General features: G+C 65.1%; 19 protein-coding genes. 11 read left to right on the top strand and 8 right to left on the bottom strand.

Translation table 11 applies throughout. From position 1 onward, the window contains the following. The first annotated feature begins 346 nt into the window (after window positions 1–346). The 3 genes from LDZ24_RS03845 (at window position 347) to LDZ24_RS03835 (ending at window position 2744) form a co-directional block, all read left to right on the top strand. The gene (locus LDZ24_RS03845) at window positions 347–1411 is read left to right on the top strand and encodes a sigma-54-dependent Fis family transcriptional regulator (protein WP_244848222.1); all 1065 of its coding nucleotides are present in this window, start codon (window positions 347–349) and stop codon (window positions 1409–1411) included. 257 nt (window positions 1412–1668) lie between these two features. Next, window positions 1669–2223: a hypothetical protein gene (locus LDZ24_RS03840; RefSeq protein ID WP_248321676.1), complete on the top strand. Its 555-nt coding sequence runs from the start codon at window positions 1669–1671 to the stop codon at window positions 2221–2223. Beyond that, on the top strand, window positions 2220–2744 hold the full coding sequence (locus LDZ24_RS03835; protein ID WP_371747406.1) for a hypothetical protein: 525 nt from the start codon (window positions 2220–2222) through the stop codon (window positions 2742–2744). Before LDZ24_RS03840 ends, LDZ24_RS03835 begins: the two co-directional genes overlap by 4 nt. Window positions 2745–2927: 183 nt before the next feature. Here LDZ24_RS03835 and LDZ24_RS03830 read toward each other — a convergent pair whose 3' ends face one another. Continuing rightward, window positions 2928–4316 (bottom strand): AAA-associated domain-containing protein, encoded by a 1389-nt coding sequence (locus LDZ24_RS03830; protein ID WP_248321675.1) that lies wholly within the window; start codon window positions 4314–4316, stop codon window positions 2928–2930. Between the two features lie 12 nt (window positions 4317–4328). Then, the gene (locus tag LDZ24_RS03825; RefSeq protein WP_248321674.1) at window positions 4329–6080 is read right to left on the bottom strand and encodes an ABC transporter permease subunit; all 1752 of its coding nucleotides are present in this window, start codon (window positions 6078–6080) and stop codon (window positions 4329–4331) included. Between the two features lie 819 nt (window positions 6081–6899). Between LDZ24_RS03825 and LDZ24_RS03820 the strand changes: the two genes are divergently transcribed. Together LDZ24_RS03820 and LDZ24_RS03815 are read left to right on the top strand one after the other, a co-directional pair. After that, complete coding sequence (locus tag LDZ24_RS03820; protein WP_248321673.1) at window positions 6900–8582, top strand: diguanylate cyclase; 1683 nt, start codon at window positions 6900–6902, stop codon at window positions 8580–8582. Window positions 8583–8677: 95 nt separating this feature from the next. Beyond that, window positions 8678–8941, top strand: a complete 264-nt coding sequence (locus tag LDZ24_RS03815) for a hypothetical protein (RefSeq protein ID WP_175939818.1) — start codon at window positions 8678–8680, stop codon at window positions 8939–8941. Between the two features lie 25 nt (window positions 8942–8966). Here LDZ24_RS03815 and LDZ24_RS03810 read toward each other — a convergent pair whose 3' ends face one another. Next, a complete protein-coding gene (locus LDZ24_RS03810; RefSeq protein WP_248321672.1) occupies window positions 8967–10310 on the bottom strand; it encodes an ATP-binding protein in 1344 nt (447 codons plus the stop codon). Then, a complete protein-coding gene (locus LDZ24_RS03805; RefSeq protein WP_175939816.1) occupies window positions 10294–11016 on the bottom strand; it encodes a response regulator in 723 nt (240 codons plus the stop codon). Before LDZ24_RS03805 ends, LDZ24_RS03810 begins: the two co-directional genes overlap by 17 nt. A gap of 221 nt (window positions 11017–11237) precedes the next feature. Between LDZ24_RS03805 and LDZ24_RS03800 the strand changes: the two genes are divergently transcribed. Then, window positions 11238–11831 carry a periplasmic heavy metal sensor gene (locus tag LDZ24_RS03800; RefSeq protein ID WP_248321671.1) on the top strand — a complete coding sequence of 198 codons (594 nt, stop codon included), beginning with the start codon at window positions 11238–11240 and terminating at the stop codon, window positions 11829–11831. Window positions 11832–11934: 103 nt separating this feature from the next. Here the strand turns inward: LDZ24_RS03800 and ltrA are convergent, their stop codons facing one another. Then, entirely contained in the window at window positions 11935–13302 is a 1368-nt protein-coding gene (gene ltrA / locus LDZ24_RS03795) for a group II intron reverse transcriptase/maturase (RefSeq protein WP_371747385.1), read from the bottom strand. Window positions 13303–13762: 460 nt separating this feature from the next. After that, window positions 13763–14461 carry a pirin family protein gene (locus LDZ24_RS03790; RefSeq protein ID WP_248321669.1) on the bottom strand — a complete coding sequence of 233 codons (699 nt, stop codon included), beginning with the start codon at window positions 14459–14461 and terminating at the stop codon, window positions 13763–13765. Window positions 14462–14925: 464 nt separating this feature from the next. On the opposite strand from LDZ24_RS03790, the gene LDZ24_RS03785 reads away from it, so the two are divergent. The 5 genes from LDZ24_RS03785 to LDZ24_RS03765 all read left to right on the top strand — a co-directional run bounded on the left by LDZ24_RS03785 (window position 14926) and on the right by LDZ24_RS03765 (window position 20257). Continuing rightward, on the top strand, window positions 14926–15612 hold the full coding sequence (locus LDZ24_RS03785) for an ABC transporter permease (protein WP_175939813.1): 687 nt from the start codon (window positions 14926–14928) through the stop codon (window positions 15610–15612). Window positions 15613–15666: 54 nt separating this feature from the next. Continuing rightward, complete coding sequence (locus LDZ24_RS03780; RefSeq protein WP_248321668.1) at window positions 15667–16380, top strand: ABC transporter permease; 714 nt, start codon at window positions 15667–15669, stop codon at window positions 16378–16380. A 28-nt stretch (window positions 16381–16408) separates the two neighbouring features. Further along, window positions 16409–17188 carry an ABC transporter ATP-binding protein gene (locus tag LDZ24_RS03775; RefSeq protein WP_175939811.1) on the top strand — a complete coding sequence of 260 codons (780 nt, stop codon included), beginning with the start codon at window positions 16409–16411 and terminating at the stop codon, window positions 17186–17188. A gap of 529 nt (window positions 17189–17717) precedes the next feature. Continuing rightward, window positions 17718–18887 (top strand): porin, encoded by a 1170-nt coding sequence (locus LDZ24_RS03770; RefSeq protein WP_248321667.1) that lies wholly within the window; start codon window positions 17718–17720, stop codon window positions 18885–18887. A gap of 248 nt (window positions 18888–19135) precedes the next feature. Continuing rightward, entirely contained in the window at window positions 19136–20257 is a 1122-nt protein-coding gene (locus LDZ24_RS03765) for a porin (protein WP_248322264.1), read from the top strand. An 82-nt stretch (window positions 20258–20339) separates the two neighbouring features. On the opposite strand, the gene LDZ24_RS03760 is transcribed toward LDZ24_RS03765, so the two are convergent. Beyond that, entirely contained in the window at window positions 20340–22256 is a 1917-nt protein-coding gene (locus LDZ24_RS03760) for a bifunctional transcriptional regulator/glucokinase (protein WP_206467803.1), read from the bottom strand. Then, entirely contained in the window at window positions 22237–22959 is a 723-nt protein-coding gene (gene pgl / locus LDZ24_RS03755; RefSeq protein ID WP_248321666.1) for a 6-phosphogluconolactonase, read from the bottom strand. The genes LDZ24_RS03760 and pgl overlap by 20 nt, the downstream gene beginning before the upstream one ends. Window positions 22960–23024: the final 65 nt, after the last annotated feature.

The raw sequence follows: 23024 nt of genomic DNA, 5'->3' as shown, positions 1-23024 counted from the left end.
CGCAATCAGACAAATTGCCATCCGACCGACGGCACGCATTGCCGCAATATCGTCGCGAATGGTTAAATAGCGTTTATGAGATAGAGTCGCAGCGGCGAATCATCGAGTTGCGCCGCGACTCCGGACTGACGCTTTCGAGGGAAACCCATCGCCATCGGGCGCACGACAGCGCAGCGCGTCAGCACTTCCGCGCCGCCGCCGACGCCCGACGCCACGGACCCACCCGGCCGCGCCGGACATTCAGCCGAATCGAGCGACCGCGCGTGCCCACGGGCGGCGCGTCAGCCGACGGCGCCGCGCGCCGCCCGCCCATCACATTCGCAGAACTCAGGAACTATCAGGACCTATGGCGTCAACCGATCTTGACCCGCCGCTTGTCGCAGGCGAAACACCAGCGCAGAAAAAGCGCTCTGCGGGGGACGTGCCGGGTTTGAAGTCTTACGGACTACTGTACGGCTCGTCGCCCGTCATGCTGGAGCTGTACGCGCAGATCGAGCGCGTCGCCGCCACCGACGCGACGGCGCTCATCATCGGCGAGTCGGGCACCGGCAAGGAGCTCGTCGCGCGGACGATTCACGACCACAGCGCGCGCAAGGACGCGCCGTTCATCGCCGTCAACTGCGGCGCGATTCCGGACAACCTGATCGAAGCCGAGCTTTTCGGCCACGAGAAAGGCAGTTTCACGGGCGCGGTGCAGGGACGCATCGGCTATTTCGAGCACGCGAACGGCGGCACGCTATTCCTCGACGAAGTGACGGAAATGTCGCCGGTGCGTCAGGTGAAGCTGCTGCGCGCGCTCGAAACCGGCACGTTCTTTCGCGTCGGCGGCAATGATCTGATCAGTTCGGACGTGCGCGTGATCGCCGCGACGAACCGCGATCCGGTCGCCGCGGTCAAGGAAAACGGGCTGCGCGAAGACCTGATGTACCGTCTCGCCGTGTTCCCGCTGCGCGCGCCGCCCCTGCGCGAGCGCGACGCCGACCGCGAACTGCTCGCGCAGCATTTCCTCTCCGAAATGAACGCGCAGGAAGGCACGAACAAGGTTTTCAGCAAGCGCGCGCTCGACGTGCTGCGCACCTATTCGTGGCCCGGCAACGTGCGCGAGTTGAAGAACACGGTCTATCGCGCGTTCATCCTCGCGGAGAAGACGGTCGAAATCGCGCATCCGCATCTGGCGTCTCGGGTGAAGAAGCCCGTCACGCAAGGCGATGCGATGAACGTCTGGGTCGGCACGCCGCTCGCCGACGCGCAGAAGCAGATCATTCTCGGCACGCTCAAGCACTGCGGCGGCGACAAGCGGCGCGCGGCCAAGGCGCTCGGCGTCAGTCTCAAGACGCTGTACAACCGCCTCGGCGCGTACGAAAACGAAGACACCGACGCGAGCGACACCCCTTCCACCAGCGAAAGCTGATCCTCGTCTCACCGCCGCAGAAGGCCGTCGCCGCCTCCTGCGGCGTCCTTCCTTCACGGCCCGCGTTACGAAATCCGCAACGCGTTCCCGCCGCTTGCAATTTCTTGCAATTTTCCCGAAGCGGTAATTAGAGGCATGCTTCAAAATGCGCGAAGCCCGCGACAGGACTTGCACCCGAGTGCCTGCTCGAAGGAACGTCGGCTGCGGCCTTTCCGAAGACCGCAGCGAGAAAAAACGGCAGACGAAGGAAAAGCAATATGCAGATTGGTGTCCCCCGGCGCGGCAAGCGCGCCGCCGCGCTTGCCGCGATCACGAGCGGCGTCATTGCGTGCCTGACGCTCAGCGGATGCAATTCCCTCTATAGCGAAGGCGCGACAGCGGGCGCGGGTATCGCGGGCGCGGCCGTGGCGGCCAAGGTCACGGACAACGCCGCCGTGGCGACCGGCATCGGCTTAGGCGCGGTAGCGGCGGCGCGAGCGGGCGTGCAGTACACGCAGCGCATCGTGCACACGGATACGCAGGACAAGATCGCGGCGGTTGCCGGCCCGCTCGCGGTGGGCGCCGTGGCCCCATGGGTCGTGACGCATTCGATCCCGCTCGAAGAAGACGAAAAAGGCCGGGTGACGGTCAGCCGCACGATCAGCAGCGGCGCGCTCGACTGCAAGGAAATCGTGTTCTCCGTCGATCGCGACGCCACCAAGGACCGCCCCGCCGACAGCGCGTTCTACGTCGCGTCCGTCTGCCGCGATGGCAACAAGTGGAAATGGGCGTCGGCCGAACCCGCCACGCCGCGTTGGGGCTCGCTGCAATGACGGTGCGGCTCGCAGTTCATCCCGCGCTGCGCTTCTCGCTTGCCGTGGCGGTCGCCGCCGCGTGCGTGACGATGAGCGGATGCGCGTCCATCGGCGCGGCCACAGGCGCGGTCGCGGGCATCGCGACAGGCGCCGTGACGACGAATCCGGCCATCGGCTTAGGCGTCGGCATCGCGGTGCAGGCCGCCACCGACGAAGCCGTGAAGCGCGTGTCGAAGTCGCTGCATACGGATCAGCAAGTAGCCATCGCGGCTGCGGCGGGCGTATCGGCCGTCGGCGAGACGCGCCCATGGAAGGTCAAGCACACGTTGCCGATCGAAAACGGCCACGGCGATGTGCGCGTGCTGCGCGAGTTCGACAACGCGCTGGCAAGCTGCAAGGAGTTCGCGTTCTCCGTTGCGGACGGCGACGATGCGAATGCGCACGCCGAGTGGTTCGTGGCGAGCGCGTGCAAGCAGACGGAAGGCTGGAAGTGGGCGTCGGCGGAGCCAGCGGTCGAGCGTTGGGGCAATTTGCAGTAGGCGTAGAGCACACGCGGCGCGCGCAAAAAAGCGCGGTTTCCGTTTTCGGGAACCGCGCTTTTTATTTGGGCGAGGAACTGCGCAATCAGCTTGGGCGTCTACTCGCGTTCTCCGTCGTGAAGATCAAAGGCGCGGTTTCCGTCTCCGGAAACCGCGCCTTTGTCTGAGCGACGGACGGCCAAATCAGGCCTCCACATCCTCCAGACTCAGCATCTCCGTCTGGTCGTTATACGAGAAAATCTCGCCGTAACGTCCCCAGTCGATGACCGCATCGAGCGTCTCCTGCGCGGCTTTATCGGAGAGAAAGTCTTCGAGTTCCTGCTCGAAGCGCACGCGCGGCGCGCGATGCCCCGGCCGCTCGTTGAGCACCTTCTTGATTCGCGCGGCGAGCGGCACATGCCGCAGCAAGTGCTCGGCGAACATCATCTTGCGTTCCTGCGTGCCGAATTCCGCGAACACGCGGGCCTGCGGCGTCAGATAGATGTCGCCTTCGCGCACGTCCGCGAAACCGAGATGTTGCAGCACTTCGGCGATCGGGAACAGGTCGTCCACTTCCAGATGCAGCGTCCGCGCGATCTCCGGCATGTCCGCCCGGCCGTGGTACGGCTCGGCGGCGAGCGTTTCGATGAGACCGGCCATCAGGTTCGTCGACACGGACGGCAGCCAGCTTCCGAGCTCCAGCCCCTTCTTCTTCGCGTCGTCGAGCTGGCGGGCGGTCATCTTCGCGTAGATGTCGTCCACCAGGCGCCGGAACGCCGGGTCCAGCCGGTTGCGCGGGTGCTTGAACGGCACCTTGATCTCGGCCATCACGCGGCCGGGATTCGACGACAGCACGAGAATGCGGTCGCACATGAACACCGCTTCTTCGATGTTGTGCGTCACGATCAGCACGGACTTGATCGGCAGACGGCCCTGCGTCCACAAATCGAGCAAGTCGGTACGCAGGTTTTCGGCGGTCAGCACGTCGAGCGCGGAAAACGGCTCGTCCATCAGGAGCAGCGTCGGATCGACGACGAGCGCCCGCGCAAAGCCCACGCGCTGCCGCATGCCGCCCGACAGTTCGCGCGGATAGGCGTTTTCGAAGCCGTCCAGACCGATCAGGTCGATCGCCGCGAGCGCCCGTTCGCGGCGCTCCCGCGCGCCCACGCCCTGCGCTTCCAGACCGGCCTCCACGTTTTGCAGCACGGTCAGCCACGGAAAGAGCGCGAAGGTCTGGAACACCATCGCGACGCCCTTCGCCGGGCCGCGCAATGGCTCGTTCAGATAGGTCACTTCGCCGTCGGTCGGCTCGATCAGTCCGGCGATGATGCGCAGCAGCGTCGACTTGCCCGAGCCCGAGCGCCCGAGCAGACCGACGATCTCGCCTTCGCGCAGCGAGAGGTTCGCGTCGTCGAGCACGAGCAGTTCGCCCTGCGTCTTGTTGAAGCCGCGGCTCACGTTCTGCACGCGCAGAATCTCCGCGCCGAGGCGCGGCGGCTTCAGCGACGCCGACGCCGGCGCGCCGGCGGGCGTGCCGGGAGTGCGCACCGCCGCCTGCTGGGCGGGCGTCTGGGTATTTTTAAGGTTCTGCATCGGAACTCGTCCTCAATCCAGTCGAAGCCGCGCTTCGGCGTAGGCGTACAGCGGGCGCCACAACAGGCGGTTGAACAGCGTCACGAAGAGCGACATCACCGCGATGCCGAGAATGATCTTCGGGTAGTCGCCATCGGCCGTGTTCTGCGCGATATAGGCGCCCAGTCCGTGCGCGACGACACTGGTCTTGCCCCACGACACCGCTTCCGCGACGATGCTCGCGTTCCACGCGCCGCCCGAAGCGGTGATCGCGCCGGTGACGTAGTACGGGAATATGCCCGGCAGCATGGCCTTCTTCCACCACTGCCAGCCGCGAATCTGGAAGTTCGTCGCGGCTTCGCGGTAATCGTTCGGATAGGCCGACGCGCCCGCGATCACGTTGAAAAGGATATACCACTGCGTCCCGAGCACGATGAGCGGCGACAGCCAGATATCCGGGTTCAGGTGCCAGCGCACGATCCCGACGACGAACACCGGAAACAGCAGGTTGGCCGGAAACGCCGCGAGGAACTGGGCGAGCGGCTGGAACTTCTCGGCGAGCGCCGGGCGCAGGCCGATGAGCACGCCGATCGGCACCCAGATCACCGACGCAATCGCGATCAGCACCACCACGCGCAGCAGCGTGATGAAGCCGAGCACGAACACATGCCCGACTTCGCCCCAGGTGACGCCCGTCGCGACGAACGACACCACCTTCCAGACCACGTACGCGGTAATCACGAGCACCGCCGCGCCCCACGCGATATCGCCGGCGCGCGTCGACGACACCGGCGCGCGCAGCGGCAGCTTCACGCCTTGCAGCGACGGCAGTTTGATCGGCACGCGCGCCGCTTTGGCGAGAATCCATCCCGCCGGCACGAGCAGCCGGTGAATCAGGCGCGTGCGGCGAATCAGGTCGAGGAGCCACGATTCCGGCGCGTTGCCCGAACTCGTGTTCTCCATGCGGAACTTGTCCGCCCACGCGACGAGCGGGCGGAACATCAACTGGTCGTAGGCAAGAATCACAACGGTCATCGCCAGAATCACCCAGCCGATCGCGCCGAGGTTGCGCTCGCCGATGGCCGCCGCGAGATACGCGCCGATGCCCGGCAGCACAATGCTGCGATTGCCGACCGTGATCGCCTCGGAGGCCACGACGAAGAACCAGCCGCCCGACATCGACATCATCATGTTCCAGATGAGGCCGGGCATCGAGAACGGCACTTCGAGCTTCCAGAAGCGTTGCCAGTTGGTCAGGTGAAAGCCGCGCGAGACTTCGTCCAGGTCGCGCGGCACCGTGCGCAGCGACTGGTAGAAGCTGAACGTCATGTTCCACGCCTGGCTCGTGAAAATCGCGAAAATGGCCGCGCACTCCGCGCCGATCACGCGCCCAGGGAAAAGCGCGAGAAAGAACGTGACGGTAAAAGAGATGTAGCCGAGCACCGGCACCGACTGGAGGATGTCGAGAATCGGCACGAGCACGAGCGACGCGCGCCGGCTCTTCGCGGCGAGCGTGCCGTAGGCGAGCGTGAAGACGAGCGACGCGACCATCGCGGCCAGCATGCGCAAGGTCGTTCGCAACGCATATTCGGGGAGATTCGCGGGGTCGAGCGAGATCGCCTGCGTCTGCAGGGTCGAGATGGGCGCGAGCGTTTCGTGGAAGCCGACAGCGGCGAGCGCGATGATGCAGATGATCATCGGGAACGCCACGAAGTCCCAGCGGTTGGGCAGGAGCCGCCAGGCGGACGCGTTCGCCGTGCGATTCAGATTGAAACCAAATTCCATTCAAGGCCCTCCCCGTAAGGCTGTGTTACGACCGCGCAAGGCGCGGATGATGCTCGAGACGGCCAGTGCCGTCGTCCGGGCGAGCCCCCTCACTGTAGCTGCCGCGACGGCGCGCGATGACGCACGACGGGTTCAACAGGTTCAACGCGTCCGGCCGCCCGCCGGACGACACGCGCTCGCGCTGAACCGAGCGACACTACACCACTCACGATGACAGGCACAACCTTCGCGCCGAACTTTGACTCGCGGCGTGCGGCTTCTGTTGCTCATCGGCACGGCCGGGCCGAACTGAAGGGCCGGCGCAAACCGGCGCGCGCCGCTTCATCCTTGCAGCGCGCTTTCGGCCCGCCATCGCGCCGAACGCACGCACAAGCGGGCCGCCGCGGCAAGCGAACCGCGTGGTTGCGAAGCAATGTGTTGGGCGAACGCCTTTCGCAGTAATAAGGCGCTTGATAGACGACGAAAAACATCGTCCAATCTGGGCTTGTCACAAACAATAAATGAGCGCCGATGCAATGCGAGACGCCAAGATCGAGTCGGAAGGCCGTCCGACGGACACGAGACACCTTTCTGGCCGCACGCCCGAAGCTCGCGCGCATGCACAGACCGCCGCCGCCGCGCCTGACAGACGCAATGAACGCGCCCGGGCAAGCCGGCTGACCGCCCGCCTCAGGGCGGCGATTATCGCGTTTTTGGCCCGTGACGGCGAGTCCCCGCGCGAATCGGCCACGCCCGGCGCAGCGCTTCTCGCGGCCGCGTCGCGAGCACGCGCCGAACACCCGATGGCCGTGGCGTGACGCCGCGACACGGGCCCGACCAATGAACAAGCTCCTCCTGCACCGTGCCATCGCGACGCTTTGCCTCGCGTTGCTCGCGCTCGGGTGCTGGGTTGCCGCCGGGCTGCTGTCGGACCGGATGGTACAGCAGGAGATGACCGCGACCGTGCGCACCGAACGACAGATGGCTGGCTCCATCGTCGACAACATGGCGCAGATCATCGCGAGCGACCTCGCCATGTCCCGCGCCATTCCCGCGACGCTCGCGCAGATGGACGTCACGCAGCGCGCGCTGTCGGAGTCGCGGCGTTACGCGTCGAGCGTGAAGGCGACGGAAAACGTGCGGCGCCAGCAATGGATGGCCCGGCCCGGACTCGACAAGGTGAACCGCTTCCTGCACGACGCGCAGGGCTTCTCCGGACTCGACTCGCTCTGGCTCGTGAACGAACAGGGCTACTGCATTGCGTCGAGCAACGCGGGCGAAGACGACAGCTTCATCGGCTACGACATGAGCGGCCGCGCGTATGTCGTGCGGGCGCTGCTCGGCGGTTTCGTCGAAATGTACGGCGTCGGCCGGCTGTCGGGCGAACCGGGCATCTTCATCGCCGCGCCCGTGTATCAGGACGGGCTCCTGGTCGGCGCGGTGATCGCGAAGGTCAGCATCGACCGGTTGCGGCACTGGGTGTCGCGCCCCGGCACGTTCGTCACCGACGAGAACGGCGTCGTGGTGATGGCGCACGACGGCCGGCTCGAATATCGGGCGATGCCGGATGCGGCCATCGCCCGCATGACGGCCCGCGAGCGCCTCGAACACTATCGACGCGATGCGTTCGCGCCGCTGCGCATCGAAAACGTCGGCGAGCGCATGCGGCAGTCGGCGCCCTGGCTCGCGCCCGCGCTCGCGAAGGGCTTTTTCGCCGTCAACGGCGACACCGTGCCCTCGCTGTACGACGAGCGCACCGGCCTCAACTCGGGCTTGTCGGCGCATATCGTCCACCCGCTCACCAGCTGGACAGAAATCACGCGCAACCATAGCCGCGACCGCCTGCTCGTGTTCCTCACGATGCTGGGCGTCGTGACGCTCGCCGTGGTGATCGCCACCTCGTATTCGCGCGAGCGCAGGCTGCATCGCGCAACGCGTGATCTGGCGGAGCAGTTGCAATCGGCCAATACGCTCTTGTCGGCGGAAGCGCGCCACGACGCGCTCACGGGCGCCCTGTCGCGCCGCTATTTCCTCGACACGCTGCGGCAAGAGGTCGAACTGGCGCGCTCGACCGGCACGCCGCTGTCGGTCGCCATCGCCGATCTCGACCATTTCAAGCAGATCAACGACCGCTATGGGCACGCTTCAGGCGACCGCGCGCTCGAGCATTTCGCGGAAGTCTGCCGCGAGCAGCTTCGTCCGAGCGATGCGATCGGGCGGCTCGGCGGCGAGGAGTTCGGCATTCTGCTGCCGCAGACGTCGCTCGCCGACGCGCAAGCCGTGCTCGAACGGCTGCGCAAGCGCTTTCATCACGAGCACTGCGCGCATTTACCGGACGATGCGGTGCTTTCGGTGAGCATCGGCATCACCGAACAGGCGAGCGACGACGCGCTCGAATGGATGCTCTCGCGCGCCGATCTCGCGCTCTACGAGGCGAAGTCGCGCGGGCGCGACCGCAGCGAAGTGCGCCCCGCCGACCCGCCGGCCACACGCCACACCGAAGACTCGCTCGCCGGCAAGTAGCGCCGCTTGCATGTCCCTCGTCGCCACGCGGACATGTCCGCGCAGGTATCATCGGTGCTGGGTATCGACTGCGTGGCTGTTATCGGGAGGATTGCATGAAGGGAAATCTGGTCATCGTGTGCCGCGATCAGGACGCTGAAACGTTCGACCAATTGCTCGCGGAGTACGGGTCGTTCCAGACGCGGCTGTCGTCCACCGCGTGGTATCTGAAGATCGACCTCGCGCCCGAGGTGATTCAGGAGGAAATCCTGTCGCGCCTCGGCAAGTACACGACGCACTACATCTTCGAGGCGTCCACCGTGACGTACAACACGGTAGATAGCGAGGCGGCCTCGGCGCTTCAGACGCTGTTCGACTGAGCCTCGCGGAATTACGGGCGCGTGGTCAGAACGCGCGCTCCTCGTGCGGCGATCCGGCGCGGCGCGCCGTGACCGTCCGCGCGGCGGGATCGAACGGGAAGGTCATCGCGACCCGCAAGCCGCCATCGACCTGATTGCCGATCTCGCACTCGCCGCCCGCGCGCCGCGCGAGCCGCTCTACGATGGCGAGCCCGAGGCCGCTATGCCCGCTGCCGCCGCGCGCCGGATCCAGCCGCACGAACGGGCGGCTCGCCTTGATGAGGTCGTCGGGCGCAATGCCCTTGCCGTGGTCCGACACGGACAGCACCCAGCCTTTCGCCTCGCGCCGCGTCTCGATGACGATGGGCGGCGCGCCATAAGCATGCGCGTTGTCCAGCAGGTTCGAGAGCAGGCGGTCGAGCGTCGCGGCCGGCAGCACGAAGCCCGGCCCCGCTTCGAGCTTCAGGCGCACGGTATCCGCGCCCGGTGCGACCGCGCGATACGCCCGCGCGACGCGCTCGCACTGCTGATCCACCGCGACCGGCTCGCTGCCGTCCGGTCGGTCGTGCGCGAAGACGAGAAACTGATCGACGATATGCGCCATGGAATCGACGTCGCGCACCACGCCGTCGCGCGTTTTCTCGTCGTCCATCATTTCGGCGCGCAGGCGCAGGCGCGCAAGCGGCGTCTTCAGATCGTGCGCGACGCCCGCCAGCATCACCGCGCGGTCGCTCTCGCTTTGCGACACTTCGCGCACCATCTGATTGAAGCCGTGCGTGAGCTGGCGCAACTCGCGCGGGCCGCGCTCGGGCACGGGCGGCGTGGGCTGCCCGCGTCCGAAGCGCGCGACCGCCTGCGCGAGCGAGCGCAGCGGCGACTGCAACTGCCATGCGGCGAAGAGCGCCGCCAGCACGGCCGTCGAAAAGATGATGGCAAGCCACACGAGCATGCGGTCGCGCGAGCGCGGCGGGCGCAGCGGCTGCACCGGCACGACGATCCAGCCCGCGTCCTTCGCGCCGTGGACCCAGACGCTCGGCGGCGCGCCGGGCGGGCCGGGGCGCACGTCGGTGCCGTCCGGCAAGCGGTCTTTCATGTCCTCGATGAAGCGCGAGAGCGGACGCGGAAGCTCGTCGCCGCTCGCGGGCTGCGGCACATCCGCGGCTTGCAGCGGCACGATGCGCACGCGCGAGGGCAACGGCTGCTCCGGATTGTTCGCGATGTGCTGCCGCACCGCTTCGACGAGGAACGCCGCTTCCTCGACGGCATAGCGCGTTTGCGAGTAGTCGCGCTCGACGCGGATGACGGCGAACCACGCGAGGTGCGAGAGCACCAGCACGCCGATGACCAGAACGACGAGCCGGCCGAACAGCGAATCAATGGGCCGGCGCATTTTGCTCGCCGTCGGGCACGAACACGTAGCCGCGTCCCCGCACCGTCTGGATGAAGCGCGGCGCGGAAGGATCGCTCTCAAGAATGCGCCTCAGGCGCCACACCTGCACGTCGATGCCGCGGTCGGTGCCGTCGTATTCAGGACCGTGCAGCAGTTCGAGCAGGCGCTCGCGCGTGAGCGTGCGCATCGGGTGGTTCACGAAAATCTTGAGCAGCGCGAATTCGCTGCCGGACAGCGTGATCGGCTTTTCGTCGTGTTGCAGCGTGCGCGACTGGAAGTCCAGGCGGAAGCGGCCGAACGAATACGGCTCGCGCTGCTCGGGCGCGGCGGACGGAATGGTGCGGCGGCGGCGCAGCACGGCCTGCACGCGCGCGAGCAGTTCGCGCGGGTTGAACGGCTTGCCGAGATAATCGTCCGCGCCGAGTTCCAGACCGACGATGCGGTCCACGTCGTCCGCGCGCGCGGTCAGCATGATGACGGGAATGTCGTCGCCCGATGCGCGCAGCTTGCGCAGCGCCGTCAGGCCGTCGACGCCCGGCATCATCAGATCGAGAACGATCAGATCGGGGCGCTCGCGCTCGATACGGCGTTCGAGCGAACCGGCGTCGTGCAGCACCGATACTTCGATGCCCTGCCGGACCAGATAGTCGCGCAAGAGATCGCGCAGTTCGGCGTCGTCGTCGACGACAAGAATTTGTGTAGTCATGAGAGGGAGTTTAGCGCGTGAGCCCCGCCCGCTCGGCGGCTCTCGCGCCGCAAAGGGTTACGGGGTGTTACCGCGAAAGCAGCGCGTAAACCAGCGTAATACGAAACGCCGCCCCGGTAACACGCGCGCCGGTACGAGCCACTACGCTGTGTCTCACCGACCAAGCGCGGTCTCAACGAAATCCGCGCATTCGGCTCCGACATCAATCAGGGAGTCTCACGATGAGCAAGCAATATCGCATTCTCGCCGCCGCTGCTACCGCACTCGCGCTGACCTTCGGCGCGGCCCACGCCGCCACCAACGACGCGCCGAACGCGCCGCCGCCCGGCGCCCCGGCCATGATGGGCGGGCCCGGCGGTCATCACATGGAAATGCGCATGCAGAAGCAGCTCGACGAGTTGCACGGCCAGCTCAAGCTGAATACGGATCAGGAAAGGCTCTGGCAAACGGCCATCGACACGATGAAGCAGAATCACAAGGCCATGCGGGAAAGCCATCGCCAGATGCGCGAGCAGTTCCAGTCGATGCAGAACCAGCCGATTCTGGACCTGAACGCGATGCACGCGGCGCACCAGAAGCTCGAGCAGCAGCAGATGCAGTTGCACGAGCAGACGGCGACCGCCTGGCTCAACTTCTATAACGCGCTGAACGACCAGCAAAAGACGACCGTGAGCACGGCGCTCAAGCAACACTTCGCCCGCATGCGCGAGCATCAGCAGAAGATGCACGAGCGCTGGGGCAAGCATCGCGGCGGGCCGGACGCGGCTCAGGCCGCGCCGGGCGCGCCGGGCGCCTCGGCGACTGCGAAACCGTAAACGGTTCTCGCAGGATCGGGATAGGGGCAGGCCTCGCGGCCCGACCCCTCCCACACCACCGTGCGTACGGGTCCGTACACGGCGGTTCGGATCGGTTGACCGGCTATGGACGTAATGATGGAAGTCCGAGGGAGCCCAGGTAGCGGTTGGTGAGCGCAAGTTTCAGGGCGGGACTATTGCTTAACCGCCATGCAGCGTGCGGAGAGCCGACTGTTTGAGCAGCCAGTTCCCGAGCGACACCACGTACCGTCAGTTGCCGGAAGCGGTTGGGGCTATTTCCCCACTGCTTCCAGAACACACAACGGACCCGACGTCGCACCCACTCATCCAGCCGCTGTAATGCGCTGGGCGTCTCGCAGAAGCCGAAGTAGCCACGCCACCCGGTGAGGTAGCGTTTCAGTCGCCCCATCAACTGCTCGATGCTGATCCCTCGTGTGCGTTGGGTCAGTTCCCGAACTCGATCTTTGAATCGGTCCAGTGCCTTGGGCGCGATGCGCCGTTTGGTCTGTGCCCGGTGTAAGAACGTGAATCCGAGAAACTTACGCGTGTGTGGCCGCGCGACCGCGCTCTTCGCGTCGTTGACCTTCAGCTTCAGCCTGCTGGTAAGAAAGGCCTTCAGCCCCGCCATCACCCGCTGGCCCGCGCGTTCGCTGCGCACGTAGACGTTGCAATCGTCCGCATACCTCGCGAATCGCAGTCCGCGCCGCTCAAGCTCTCGGTCGAGATCGTCGAGCATCAGATTGGAGAGCAATGGGGACAGGGGACCGCCCTGCGGCGTACCTTCGTCCGTTGCACCAACCAGCCCATTCTCCAGCACGCCTGCCGTCAGGAAGGAGCGGATCAGTTTCAGGACTCGCCTGTCGCTAACCCGCTTTGCCACCCGGCTCATCAGGATGTCGTGGCTCACGCGATCGAAGAATTTCTCCAGATCCAAATCTACAACCCAGCAATGTCCCGCCTGAATGTAGCTTTGTGCCTTTGCCACTGCCTGATGCGCCGAACGTCCGGGACGGAAGCCATAACTGAATTCCGAGAACGTCGGATCCCACTGCCTCTGCAGCACCTGCAATACCGCCTGCTGGATGAACCGGTCGAGCGCAGAGGGGATGCCGAGCTTGCGCACGCCACCTCCATCCGGCTTGGGTATCTCGACCCTTCTCACAGGTTGCGGCCTGTACGTACCGTTCAGCAATGAGGCCCGTATCGTCGGCCAGTGCTCACGCAGGTACGCCGGTAATGCCTGAAGGGTCATCCCATCCACGCCCGGCGCACCCTTGTTTGCCTTCACACGTTTCAACGCCTGCTGCAGGTTGCCCCGCTCACAGACTTCTTCCATCAGTCGGTCATCGGCCGACGGGCTTTCAGACTCGGAGTATGCCGCCATAGGTTCAGCCCCTCGGGCGCCAGTGCCCCGGGCTTCACCCGGGTGTCCGTCGTCAAGGACGCGTTGCGTTTTCTGCTGCTCTCCCATGTCGAGTACTCCGGCTTACTCGCCGCTCCTCTCCGTTTGGGCCTTCAGGCGTCGCCGCCCTAATATGCCCGCTGCTGACTCCTGCACGGCGATCAACGGCCCTTACGGGTCCTTCAGTCCTGAGTTCAGGACACCGAGCAGGCCTCCCGAGGTAAGCACAACCGCCTTCGCCACACGCCTGCCAGATCTACCACCCCGGACCTTGATGGCTATGGACTTCGCGATCATCGGCTCGCTCGTCCGCCCGGGTAGGCCTCATATCTGATTTCTGTTCGTCAGGTCGTGGCTTTGCTACACGCTTCCTTCAGACCCCGCCTCACGACGACGCCCTTGCGTTTCACTAGCCCTTCACCACCATCAGGTTGGGCAGGGGACTCGCACCCCCGAGCTGTTGCGCATGCTCGGCGCACCGAAAAAAAACCGCGGGCTCGCGCCCGCGGTTTCTCACATCAATGGCCGGTCAAGCCAGATCGAACAGCAGCACTTCCGCCCGCTCGCCGCCGTCGATCGTCACTTTGGCGATGTCCTCGATCTTCGCGGCATCGCCCGCGCCGAGCGCCTCGCCGTTCACCGACACCTTGCCGCGCGCCACGTGCACATACACGCGGCGGCCCGCCGGCACGTCGAACTCGGCGCGCTCGTCGCCATCGAACAGGCCCGCGAAAATCCGGGCGTCGGCGCCGATCTTCACCGAGCCGTCCGTGCCTTCGGGCGAAGCGATCACGCGCAGGCGGCCGCGCTTTTCGTCATCGGTGAAACGCTTTTCCTCGTAGCCCGGCGCGCCGCCCGGCGCATCCGGAATGATCCAGATTTGCAGGAAGTGCGCCGTTTCGGTCGGCGAGCCGTTGAACTCGCTGTGCCGCACGCCGGTGCCGGCGCTCATGCGCTGGACGTCGCCGGGGCGGATGGTCGATCCATTGCCCATGCTGTCGCGATGCGCGAGCGCGCCTTCCAGCACGTAGCTCACGATCTCCATGTCGCGATGACCGTGCGTCCCGAAGCCCTGCCCGCCCGCGACGCGGTCTTCGTTGATCACGCGCAGCGCGCCGAAGTGGACGTGCTCCGGATCGTAGTAATCGGCGAACGAGAAGGTGTGATACGAGTCCAGCCAGCCGTGGTTAGCGTGACCGCGTTCGTTGCTGCGGCGAATCTCGAACATGTTGTGCTCCCGGTGTAGACGTTGAACTGCGATGGAGACAATGTAAGGGCGGCCGCCTGCCGGAACAACGAGCGCAACGGCACTACACCGTCCCGCCGATGGAGGTAATCGGACTTCTCCGGCTATCGCCGCGCGCACGCCGGGTTCGGGTAAAATACCGCGCTTTTCGGGCGGCAGCGCCTTCGGAAACACGGGCATTCGGGACCTTCGCGGCATCCACGACAATCGCGGCATTTGCGTTTTGGGCGTGCTCGCCAATTTTGGCCACCTAGAATACGGACCGCCGGCGCCCGCGCCACGAGCGGCGCCGGAAAGAAACGAGACCATCCGCGTCGGGGCTTCATCGAGGTAACGCCGGCGAGCCGCGCGTAGGCGGCCAAATTCGGCAGCGAGTTACGGCGGAAGCGCGGCGGCGAGCCGCTTCGTGCGCGCGTGGAATGGGCGCACCTTATCAAGGAATCACCATGTTGCAAGGCTACGGTCCGCTGATCCTCGCGGGCACCTGGCAGACCGTCAAGCTCGCGGTGCTGTCGCTGGCGTTCGCCTTCGTGATCGGCCTCATCGGCGCGGCGGCGAAGCTCTCCAAGAGCCGTATCGCGTCGGGCATCGGCACGGTCTATACGACGCTGATTCGCGGCGTACCCGATCTCGTGCTGATGCTGCTGCTCTTCTACAGCATCCAGATCTGGCTGAACCTGCTCACCGACCAGCTCGGCTGGGATCAGATCGATATCGATCCGTTCCTCGCGGGCATTCTCGTGCTCGGCTTCATCTACGGCGCGTATTTCACCGAGACGTTCCGCGGCGCGTTCCTATCGGTGCCGCGCGGCCAGCTCGAAGCGGGCGCCGCCTACGGCATGACGCCGTGGCAGACCTTCTCGCGCATCATGTTTCCTCAGATGATGCGCTTTGCGCTGCCGGGCATCGGCAACAACTGGCAGGTGATGGTGAAGGCGACCGCGCTCGTGTCGATCATCGGCCTCGCGGATGTGGTGAAGGCCGCCCAGGACGCCGGCAAAGGCACGCAGCGGTTCTTCTTCTTCACGCTGCTCGCGGGCGTCGTCTATCTCGCCATCACCACGATCTCGAACTTCGTGCTGATCTGGCTGGAGCGGCGCTACTCCATCGGCGTGCGCAAGGCGGACCTTTAACCAGCGGCATTCGGATATCCAGCCTTATTCCAGTATCAAAGAGCGGCGGACTTCATGATCGAAATCATCCAGGAATTCTGGAAGAACTACCTTTTCACCGACGGCTACCGCATTACCGGTCTCGCCATCACGATGTGGCTGCTCGTGGTGTCCATCGGCCTCGGGTTCTGCCTCTCCGTGCCGCTCGCCGTGGCGCGGGTGTCGAAGAACAAGCTGCTCTCGCGCAGCGTCTGGCTGTACACGTACGTGTTTCGCGGCACGCCGCTCTACGTGCAACTGCTGCTCTGCTACACGGGTCTTTACAGCCTGCAGGTCGTGCGCGATCACATGCTGCTGTCCGAGTTCTTCCGCAGCGGCATGAACTGCACGCTGCTCGCGTTCACGCTCAACACCTGCGCGTACACGACGGAAATCTTCGCCGGCGCGATCAAGGCGACGCCCTACGGCGAGATCGAAGCGGCGCGCGCATACGGCATGTCGAGCTTCACGCTGTATCGCCGAGTGATTCTGCCGTCGGCGCTGCGCCGCGCGCTGCCTTACTACAGCAACGAAGTCATTCTCATGCTGCACGCGACGACCGTCGCGTTCACGGCGACCGTGCCGGACATCCTGAAGATCGCGCGCGATGTGAACTCCGCGACGTATCAGTCGTTCCAGGCGTTCGGCATTGCCGCCCTGCTCTACCTCGTCATTTCGTTCGCGCTCGTGTGGCTCTTCCGCCGCGCCGAACATCGCTGGCTCGCGTACCTGCGGCCGCAAGGCAAATAAGTCAGGCAATCGGGCTACAGGACCGCACATGAATTCCCAGAAGCACAAGCTTTTCGTCGACGACATTCACAAGCAGTACGGCAGCAACGAAGTTCTGAAAGGCGTCTCGCTGAAGGCGAACGCCGGCGACGTGATCAGCATCATCGGGTCGTCGGGGTCCGGCAAGAGCACGATGCTGCGCTGTATCAACTTTCTTGAGCAGCCGAATCGCGGGCGCATTTTCGTCGACGGCGCCGAAGTGCGCACGATGTTGGACAAGACCGGCGCGTTGAAGGTCGCGGACGCGAAGCAACTGCGGCAGGTCCGCTCGAAGCTGTCGATGGTGTTCCAGCACTTCAACCTCTGGTCGCACATGAACGTGTTGGAGAACGTGACGGAGGCGCCCGTGAACGTGCTCGGCCTGCCGAAGAAGGAAGCCGAGGACCGCGCCCGCACGTATCTGGAGAAGGTCGGGCTCGCGCCGCGGCTGGAGAAGCAGTATCCGTCGCATTTGTCGGGCGGCCAGCAGCAGCGCGTGGCGATTGCGCGCGCCCTCGCCATGCACCCGGACGTCATGCTCTTCGACGAACCCACGTCTGCGCTCGATCCCGAGCTCGTCGGCGAAGTGCTGAAGGTGATGCAGACGCTCGCCGAGGAAGGCCGCACGATGATCGTCGTCACGCACGAAATGGCGTTCGCGCGCAATGTGTCGAACCACGTCGTGTTTCTGCACCAGGGGCGCATCGAGGAGGAAGGTCGCCCGAACGAAGTGTTCGCTCAGCCGAAGAGCGAGCGGCTCAGGCAGTTTCTTTCGGGTAGTCTCAAGTAGCTGCCGCACACTCTTCCAGAAAAAGCGCCCGCGAGGCGCTTTTTTTTCGCCGCCGCGCCCCGCCCGACGGCCCTTCCAGCCCATTTCTGCCACCTAGCGCCGAGACGTCCGCGCGTCAATAGGCGTGAAACCTGACCCCGAAACTTTCCCGAGCGCGGAGCCTTGCTGCATAAGGCTTTGCGGGCCGTTTCCCATGCTTTGGGTCGCGTCCACGCCACAATGGCTTTGCGTTTTTGACACACCGCATCGGCGAGCGTCAAATTCCTTTGGCGAGTGTGACGTAATTTGTTAAATTGGTAACTAAAGTACCAAAACGAAGTGCACAAAAAGTAGTTTTACTTCAAAACAAAGTGAGGAAACGCCAGTCGACGGACCGGCGTCAGATTCGCGCCCACGACGCGCGAGTCGTCACGAGCACTGTCGTTACGCGTGTGTCGTTCCTCGAAAAACAATTTCCGGTTGGATGCGCCCGCATCGAACCGCACACGGCAGCACTTGGTTCTATTTCTTGACAGGGTTGGAGGAGATGATGAAGAAAGCTTTGCTCGCGGCAGCAGCACTGCTGACGTTCAGCGCGGTGGCGCAGGCTCAAAGCAGCGTGACGCTGTATGGCCGCCTGGACGCCGGACTGGAGTACATGAACGGCGTGCCGACCGGCGTCGGCGCCAACGGCGCGGCCACCGGCTCGTCGCACCGCTTCCGTGCGGAAAGCGGCGACTGGGGTACGAGCCTCTGGGGCATGAAGGGCGTCGAAGATCTGGGCGGCGGCTATCGCGCCGTGTTCCAGTTGGAAGGCAGCTTCAACACGATGACGGGTCAAGGCCCGGGCGGCGGCGGCCTCTTCAATCGTTGGGCGACGGTCGGTGTCGCGAACAACAACTTCGGTACGCTGCTGTTGGGTCGCGAGCTCTTCATCGCTAACGGCGTGTGGGACTTCGATCCGTTCGGTCAGTCGAACTGGTCGTCGGCTTCGCTGGTGCGTGGCCGCAACTGGCCGCAATCGAGCAACAACATTTCGTACCAGTCGCCGAAGTTCGCGGGCTTCGACTTCTACGGCCAGTACGCACTGTCGAACGCAACGAACTGGAACGGCAACGGCACGACGCCGCAAGGCCGCGAAGGTGGCGCGTACATCACGTACACCACGCCGCTCTTCCAGATTCGCGGTATGTACGACGAGATCCGCAACCCGGCCAACGGTACGCTCGGCGGCGCCTACAACGCGCTCAACGGCGGCACGACCGGCGCGAACAACGCGAACGGCAACGGCGTCTACGCGTACTCGCGCGAGTACACGGCGATGTTCAACCTGTTCCTCGGCCAGTTCAAGGTTCAGGGCGCTTACCAGGCGATCCGCTCGTCCGGCATGGTGGGCCAGTTGCCCGGCCAGCCGACCACGCTCGACCACGAATGGGGCGGCGTGACGTGGCAAGCAACGCCGGCGGCGGCACTGATCGGCGCGGTCTACCACGTGAACGGCAACAACGGCGCGGGTAACGCGACCATCTACACGGTCGGCGGCTCGTACAACCTGTCGAAGCGCACCCTGTTCGACCTGCAGGTCGCGACGGTGCAGAACAGCAAGACGGCCAACTACGGCCTGAACGCCAACAACTTCGGCACGGCCGCCGCCACGGACAACCCGTTCGCCGGCCACAGCCAGACGGGCGTCTACGCCGGCATTCAGCACTCGTTCTAAGCAGCGAGTCTGAACCAAGAATAGTTCTATAAGGTTTTCACGCTGCTGCGAGAGGCGCGTATCGGTGCGGTGCCCGAAAGGGTGTCGCACCGTTTTTTATTGGCGGCTCGTCTGACGCATGCATGCGGCGGCTTGTTGCCGCGTTTGTCAAATTGAATCAAAAGTACAAAGCCGGCCCTCCGAAAATGTAGTTCTCCTTCAAAATCCAACGGCAGTTGATTCACTTTTGACAGGAGTTGGAGGAGATGATGAAGAAGGCTTTGCTTGCAGCGGCGGCGCTGCTCACGTTCGGCGCGGCGGCGCATGCCCAAAGCAGCGTGACGCTGTATGGCCGCCTGGACGCGGGACTCGAATACATGAACGGCGTGCCGACCGGGGCGGCGAAGAACGTCACGGCGAGCCGCATCCGCGCCGAAAGCGGCGACTGGGGCACGAGCCTGTGGGGCTTGAAGGGCGCCGAAGATCTGGGCGGCGGCAATCGCGCCGTGTTCCAGCTGGAAGGCAGCTTCAACACCATGACGGGCCAGGGCCCCGGCGGCGGCGGCCTCTTCAACCGCTGGGCGACGGTCGGTATCGCCAACAACAGCTTCGGCACCGTGCTGCTCGGCCGCGAACTGTTCGTGTCCAACGGCGTGTGGGACTTCGATCCATTCGGCCAGTCGAGCTGGTCGTCGGCTTCGCTGGTGCGTGGCCGCAACTGGCCGCAATCGAGCAACAACATCTCGTACCAGTCGCCCAAGTTCGCGGGCTTCGACTTCTACGGCCAATACGCGCTTTCGAACGCGACCAACTGGAACGGCAACGGCACGACGCCGCAAGGCCGTGAAGCAGGCGCGTACGTCACTTATACGTCGCCCTACTTCCAGATTCGCGGCATGTACGACGAGATCCGCAATCCGGCCAACGGTCAACTCGGCGGCAGCTACGGCACGACTCAAGGCGTCTACGCCTACTCGCGCGAATACTCCGCGATGGCCAACGTGTTCCTCGGCCAGTTAAAGGTTCAGGCCGGTTATCAGGCGATTCGTTCTTCGGGCATGACCGGCCAGTTGCCGGGCGAGCCGACCACGCTCGACCACGAATGGGGCGGCGTGACGTGGCAGGCGTCGCCGGCCGCGGCGCTGACGGCTGCTGTCTATCACGTGAACGGCAACAACGGCGCAGGCAACGCGACGATGTACACCGTCGGTGGCTCGTACAATCTGTCGAAGCGCACTCTGTTCGACCTGCAAGTGGCCACCGTTCAGAACAGCAAGACGGCGAACTACGGCCTCAACGCGAACAGCTTCGGCACCGCTGCGTCGACGGACAATCCGTTCCCCGGCCGCAGCCAGACGGGCGTGTACGCGGGCATTCAGCACTCGTTCTAAGCAGCGCGTCTGACTCAACAAGCATCATAGAAAGGGCCGCCGATTCGCATCGGCGGCCCTTTTTATTCGCACTGCTCGGGCGTTATTCCTTCGCCATGCCCGACGCACCGTGACTCAGCCAGTCGAGCACGGCGGCGGCTTCGTCGTCGCTGGACTCGCGGGCTTGCGCGACCGTCTCGCTGATCTTCGCACCCGGCTGCGGCGCCGCGCGGCGAATGGCCACGCCGACCGCCAGGATGTCGATGATCACGAGATGCAGAATGCGCGAGATCATCGACAACTGCGACTCGCGAATCTCGATGTGATCCGTCTCCAGCGCCACCGTCGCGCGCTTGGCGAGCGGCGTGTTGCTCGACGTGATCGCGATGACCGTCGCGCCCTGCTGCATCGCCACTTCCAGCACGCGCAGCAGTTCCGGCGCGCGCCCGGACTTCGACACGGCCACGATCACATCGCCCTTGCCGAGCAGCGCCGCCGACGCCGCCTGCATGTACAGATCGCCGTAGGCAATCGTCGGGATGCCGAAGCGGAAGAACTTGTAGTGCGCGTCCTGCGCGACGATGTTCGAATTCCCCAAGCCATAGAACTCGATGCGCCGCGCGCCGTTCAGAATGTCGATCGCGCGCTCGACGTTCTCGAAGTTCAGATGCTCGCGCAGCTGAAGGATGGCCGACACGGTGTTGTCCAGCACCTTCGCGCCGAAGTCGGTGGCCGTATCGCCGAGATGCACCTGGCTGTGGCTCACCGGAATCGTGCCGGTGAGACCCGTCGCGAGCTTCAGCTTGAAGTCGGAGAGGCCCTGACAGCCCAGCGAGCGGCAAAAGCGAATCACCGTCGGCTGGCTCACGTCGGCCTTGCGCGCGATGTCGATGATCGGATCGTTGATGATCGAGCGCGGATGATTCAGCGCGAGATCGGCCACGCGCCGCTCGGCGGGCGTGAGCGCATCGCGCATCTGGCGAATGCGCTCGAACACCGCCGACGATCCGCTGTTCGCGCGATTCGACAACTGCTCGGCAAGAATCGCGGAGACGCCGAGGAACGCCGGATATTCCGCGGTGATGACGTAAGTCGGAATGCCGGACAAATACTGCTGGAAACGCCCTTTCGACTCGAATCGCTCGCGAAACGGCGACTTGTGGAAGAGCTCGCCCAGCTTCAGCACGATGCCGCCGCCGATATAAATGCCGCCCAGCGCGCCGAGCGTCACCGCGATGTTGCCGGCGAACGTGCCGAGGATCGCGCAGAAGCAGTTCACCGTTTCGAGCGCGAGCGCCTCGCCTTGATGCGCGCGCGTGGTGACGTCGGCGGCGGTGAAGGTGTCGGCCACCGCGACGTTGTCGCGCTCCGCGAATGCGCGGTAGATCAGCTCCAGCCCCTGCCCCGCGCACACGCGCTCGAACGACACGTGCGGGAACTTGCGGCGCGCATAGCGCGTGACGAGGTCTTCGCTTTCATCGAACGGCGAAAAGGTAGCGTGGCCGCCTTCGCTGCCGAGCGCGATCCAGCGATCGTCCGCGGGAATCAGACCCGACACGCCCAGGCCCGTGCCCGGACCCAGAAGGCCGATCACGCTGTTCTGCCGGCGCGCGCCGCCGCCCACCTGCACGCGCTGCGCATCGGTGAGACCGGGCAGCGCCATCGCGAGCGCGGTGAAGTCGTTGACGACGAGCAGCGTGTCGAAGCCGAGCGCGCGGCGCGTCGCTTCGATCGAAAAGCTCCAGTCGTGGTTCGTCATCTTCACGTGATCGCCGTCCACCGGATTGGCGATCGCGATCGCAGCGTGATTCACGCGGCCGACTTTCGTGTCCTTCAGATACTGCTGCATGACTTCGGCGATGCCGGGGTAATCGGCGCCCGGATACACGCGAATCTGCCCGATTTCGCCGGGCGCCGTCTCCAGCGCGAAGCGCGCGTTGGTGCCGCCGATGTCGGCGAGCAGCCTCGGTCCATCGGCGTGGCTCGCCGCCGGCGCGGCCTTATGCACACCAGTAGACATCGAGCTTCACTCCTTCATCGTTGGCCAGGGTCGAGATGGCATTCTTTTGGCGCGCGGCGAGCGCCGCGTTCAGCACGTCCAGTTTCTTCTGGCCGGAGATGAAGAGGAAAAGCTGCTTCACCTGCTTGAGCGCGGACATCGACAGGCTCACCCGCGCGTGCGGCGCGTTGCCCGGATGCACGGCGACGAAGCGGTCCTGCGTGGAAATGGCGAAGTCCCATTCGGGCGCGTCCGCGAAGATGGACGCCGTGTGGCCGTCCTCGCCCATGCCGAGCACGGCGACATCCGGCAGACGGCGGCGCGCGTCGGCGTTGAGCGCGGCGACGTGCGCGTCGAGCGTGGCGGACGTATCGACGAGCGGCAGGAAGTAGGCGGCCGCGCCCGCGTCTTGCAGCAGCGTCTCGCGCACGAGGCGCGCGTTGCTCGCGGAATCGGTTTCAGGCACCCAGCGGTCGTCGACGAGCGTCACGTCGATGTGCGCCCACGCGAGCGGCTCGTGCGAGAGCGTCTGCAAGAACGGACGCGGGCTCGTGCCGCCGGACACGGCGAGCGTGGCATGAGCGGACTGTCCTGATGCGGCTGCGCTGGCATCGGCCGATGCGGCGCCTCTGGCCGCGAGCGACGCGGCAAGCGCGTCGCTGACGGCCTTCGCCAGCGCGTCCGAGTGGGCGCGCGGGTCGTCGAAAGTGCGAAGCTCGATCACTGCTCCTCCATCCTGCTTGTCTTGGTTTATCGACCCGCCTTATGCCGCGAAGCCGCGAACGGCCC

The sequence above is a fragment of the Caballeronia sp. Sq4a genome, from assembly GCF_023170545.1.
GTDB lineage: Bacteria > Pseudomonadota > Gammaproteobacteria > Burkholderiales > Burkholderiaceae > Caballeronia.
Note: the sequence above shows the minus strand (reverse complement) of the source record. Positions and strands in the feature narration are given on the sequence as shown.

Coding starts and splice junctions, on each gene's coding strand:
- LDZ24_RS03845 (WP_244848222.1), top strand. CDS start 347: ATGGCGTCAACCGATCTTGACCCGCCGCTTGTCGCAGGCGAAACACCA.
- LDZ24_RS03840 (WP_248321676.1), top strand. CDS start 1,669: ATGCAGATTGGTGTCCCCCGGCGCGGCAAGCGCGCCGCCGCGCTTGCC.
- LDZ24_RS03835 (WP_371747406.1), top strand. CDS start 2,220: ATGACGGTGCGGCTCGCAGTTCATCCCGCGCTGCGCTTCTCGCTTGCC.
- LDZ24_RS03830 (WP_248321675.1), bottom strand. CDS start 4,316: ATGCAGAACCTTAAAAATACCCAGACGCCCGCCCAGCAGGCGGCGGTG.
- LDZ24_RS03825 (WP_248321674.1), bottom strand. CDS start 6,080: ATGGAATTTGGTTTCAATCTGAATCGCACGGCGAACGCGTCCGCCTGG.
- LDZ24_RS03820 (WP_248321673.1), top strand. CDS start 6,900: ATGAACAAGCTCCTCCTGCACCGTGCCATCGCGACGCTTTGCCTCGCG.
- LDZ24_RS03815 (WP_175939818.1), top strand. CDS start 8,678: ATGAAGGGAAATCTGGTCATCGTGTGCCGCGATCAGGACGCTGAAACG.
- LDZ24_RS03810 (WP_248321672.1), bottom strand. CDS start 10,310: ATGCGCCGGCCCATTGATTCGCTGTTCGGCCGGCTCGTCGTTCTGGTC.
- LDZ24_RS03805 (WP_175939816.1), bottom strand. CDS start 11,016: ATGACTACACAAATTCTTGTCGTCGACGACGACGCCGAACTGCGCGAT.
- LDZ24_RS03800 (WP_248321671.1), top strand. CDS start 11,238: ATGAGCAAGCAATATCGCATTCTCGCCGCCGCTGCTACCGCACTCGCG.
- ltrA (WP_371747385.1), bottom strand. CDS start 13,302: ATGGGAGAGCAGCAGAAAACGCAACGCGTCCTTGACGACGGACACCCG.
- LDZ24_RS03790 (WP_248321669.1), bottom strand. CDS start 14,461: ATGTTCGAGATTCGCCGCAGCAACGAACGCGGTCACGCTAACCACGGC.
- LDZ24_RS03785 (WP_175939813.1), top strand. CDS start 14,926: ATGTTGCAAGGCTACGGTCCGCTGATCCTCGCGGGCACCTGGCAGACC.
- LDZ24_RS03780 (WP_248321668.1), top strand. CDS start 15,667: ATGATCGAAATCATCCAGGAATTCTGGAAGAACTACCTTTTCACCGAC.
- LDZ24_RS03775 (WP_175939811.1), top strand. CDS start 16,409: ATGAATTCCCAGAAGCACAAGCTTTTCGTCGACGACATTCACAAGCAG.
- LDZ24_RS03770 (WP_248321667.1), top strand. CDS start 17,718: ATGAAGAAAGCTTTGCTCGCGGCAGCAGCACTGCTGACGTTCAGCGCG.
- LDZ24_RS03765 (WP_248322264.1), top strand. CDS start 19,136: ATGAAGAAGGCTTTGCTTGCAGCGGCGGCGCTGCTCACGTTCGGCGCG.
- LDZ24_RS03760 (WP_206467803.1), bottom strand. CDS start 22,256: ATGTCTACTGGTGTGCATAAGGCCGCGCCGGCGGCGAGCCACGCCGAT.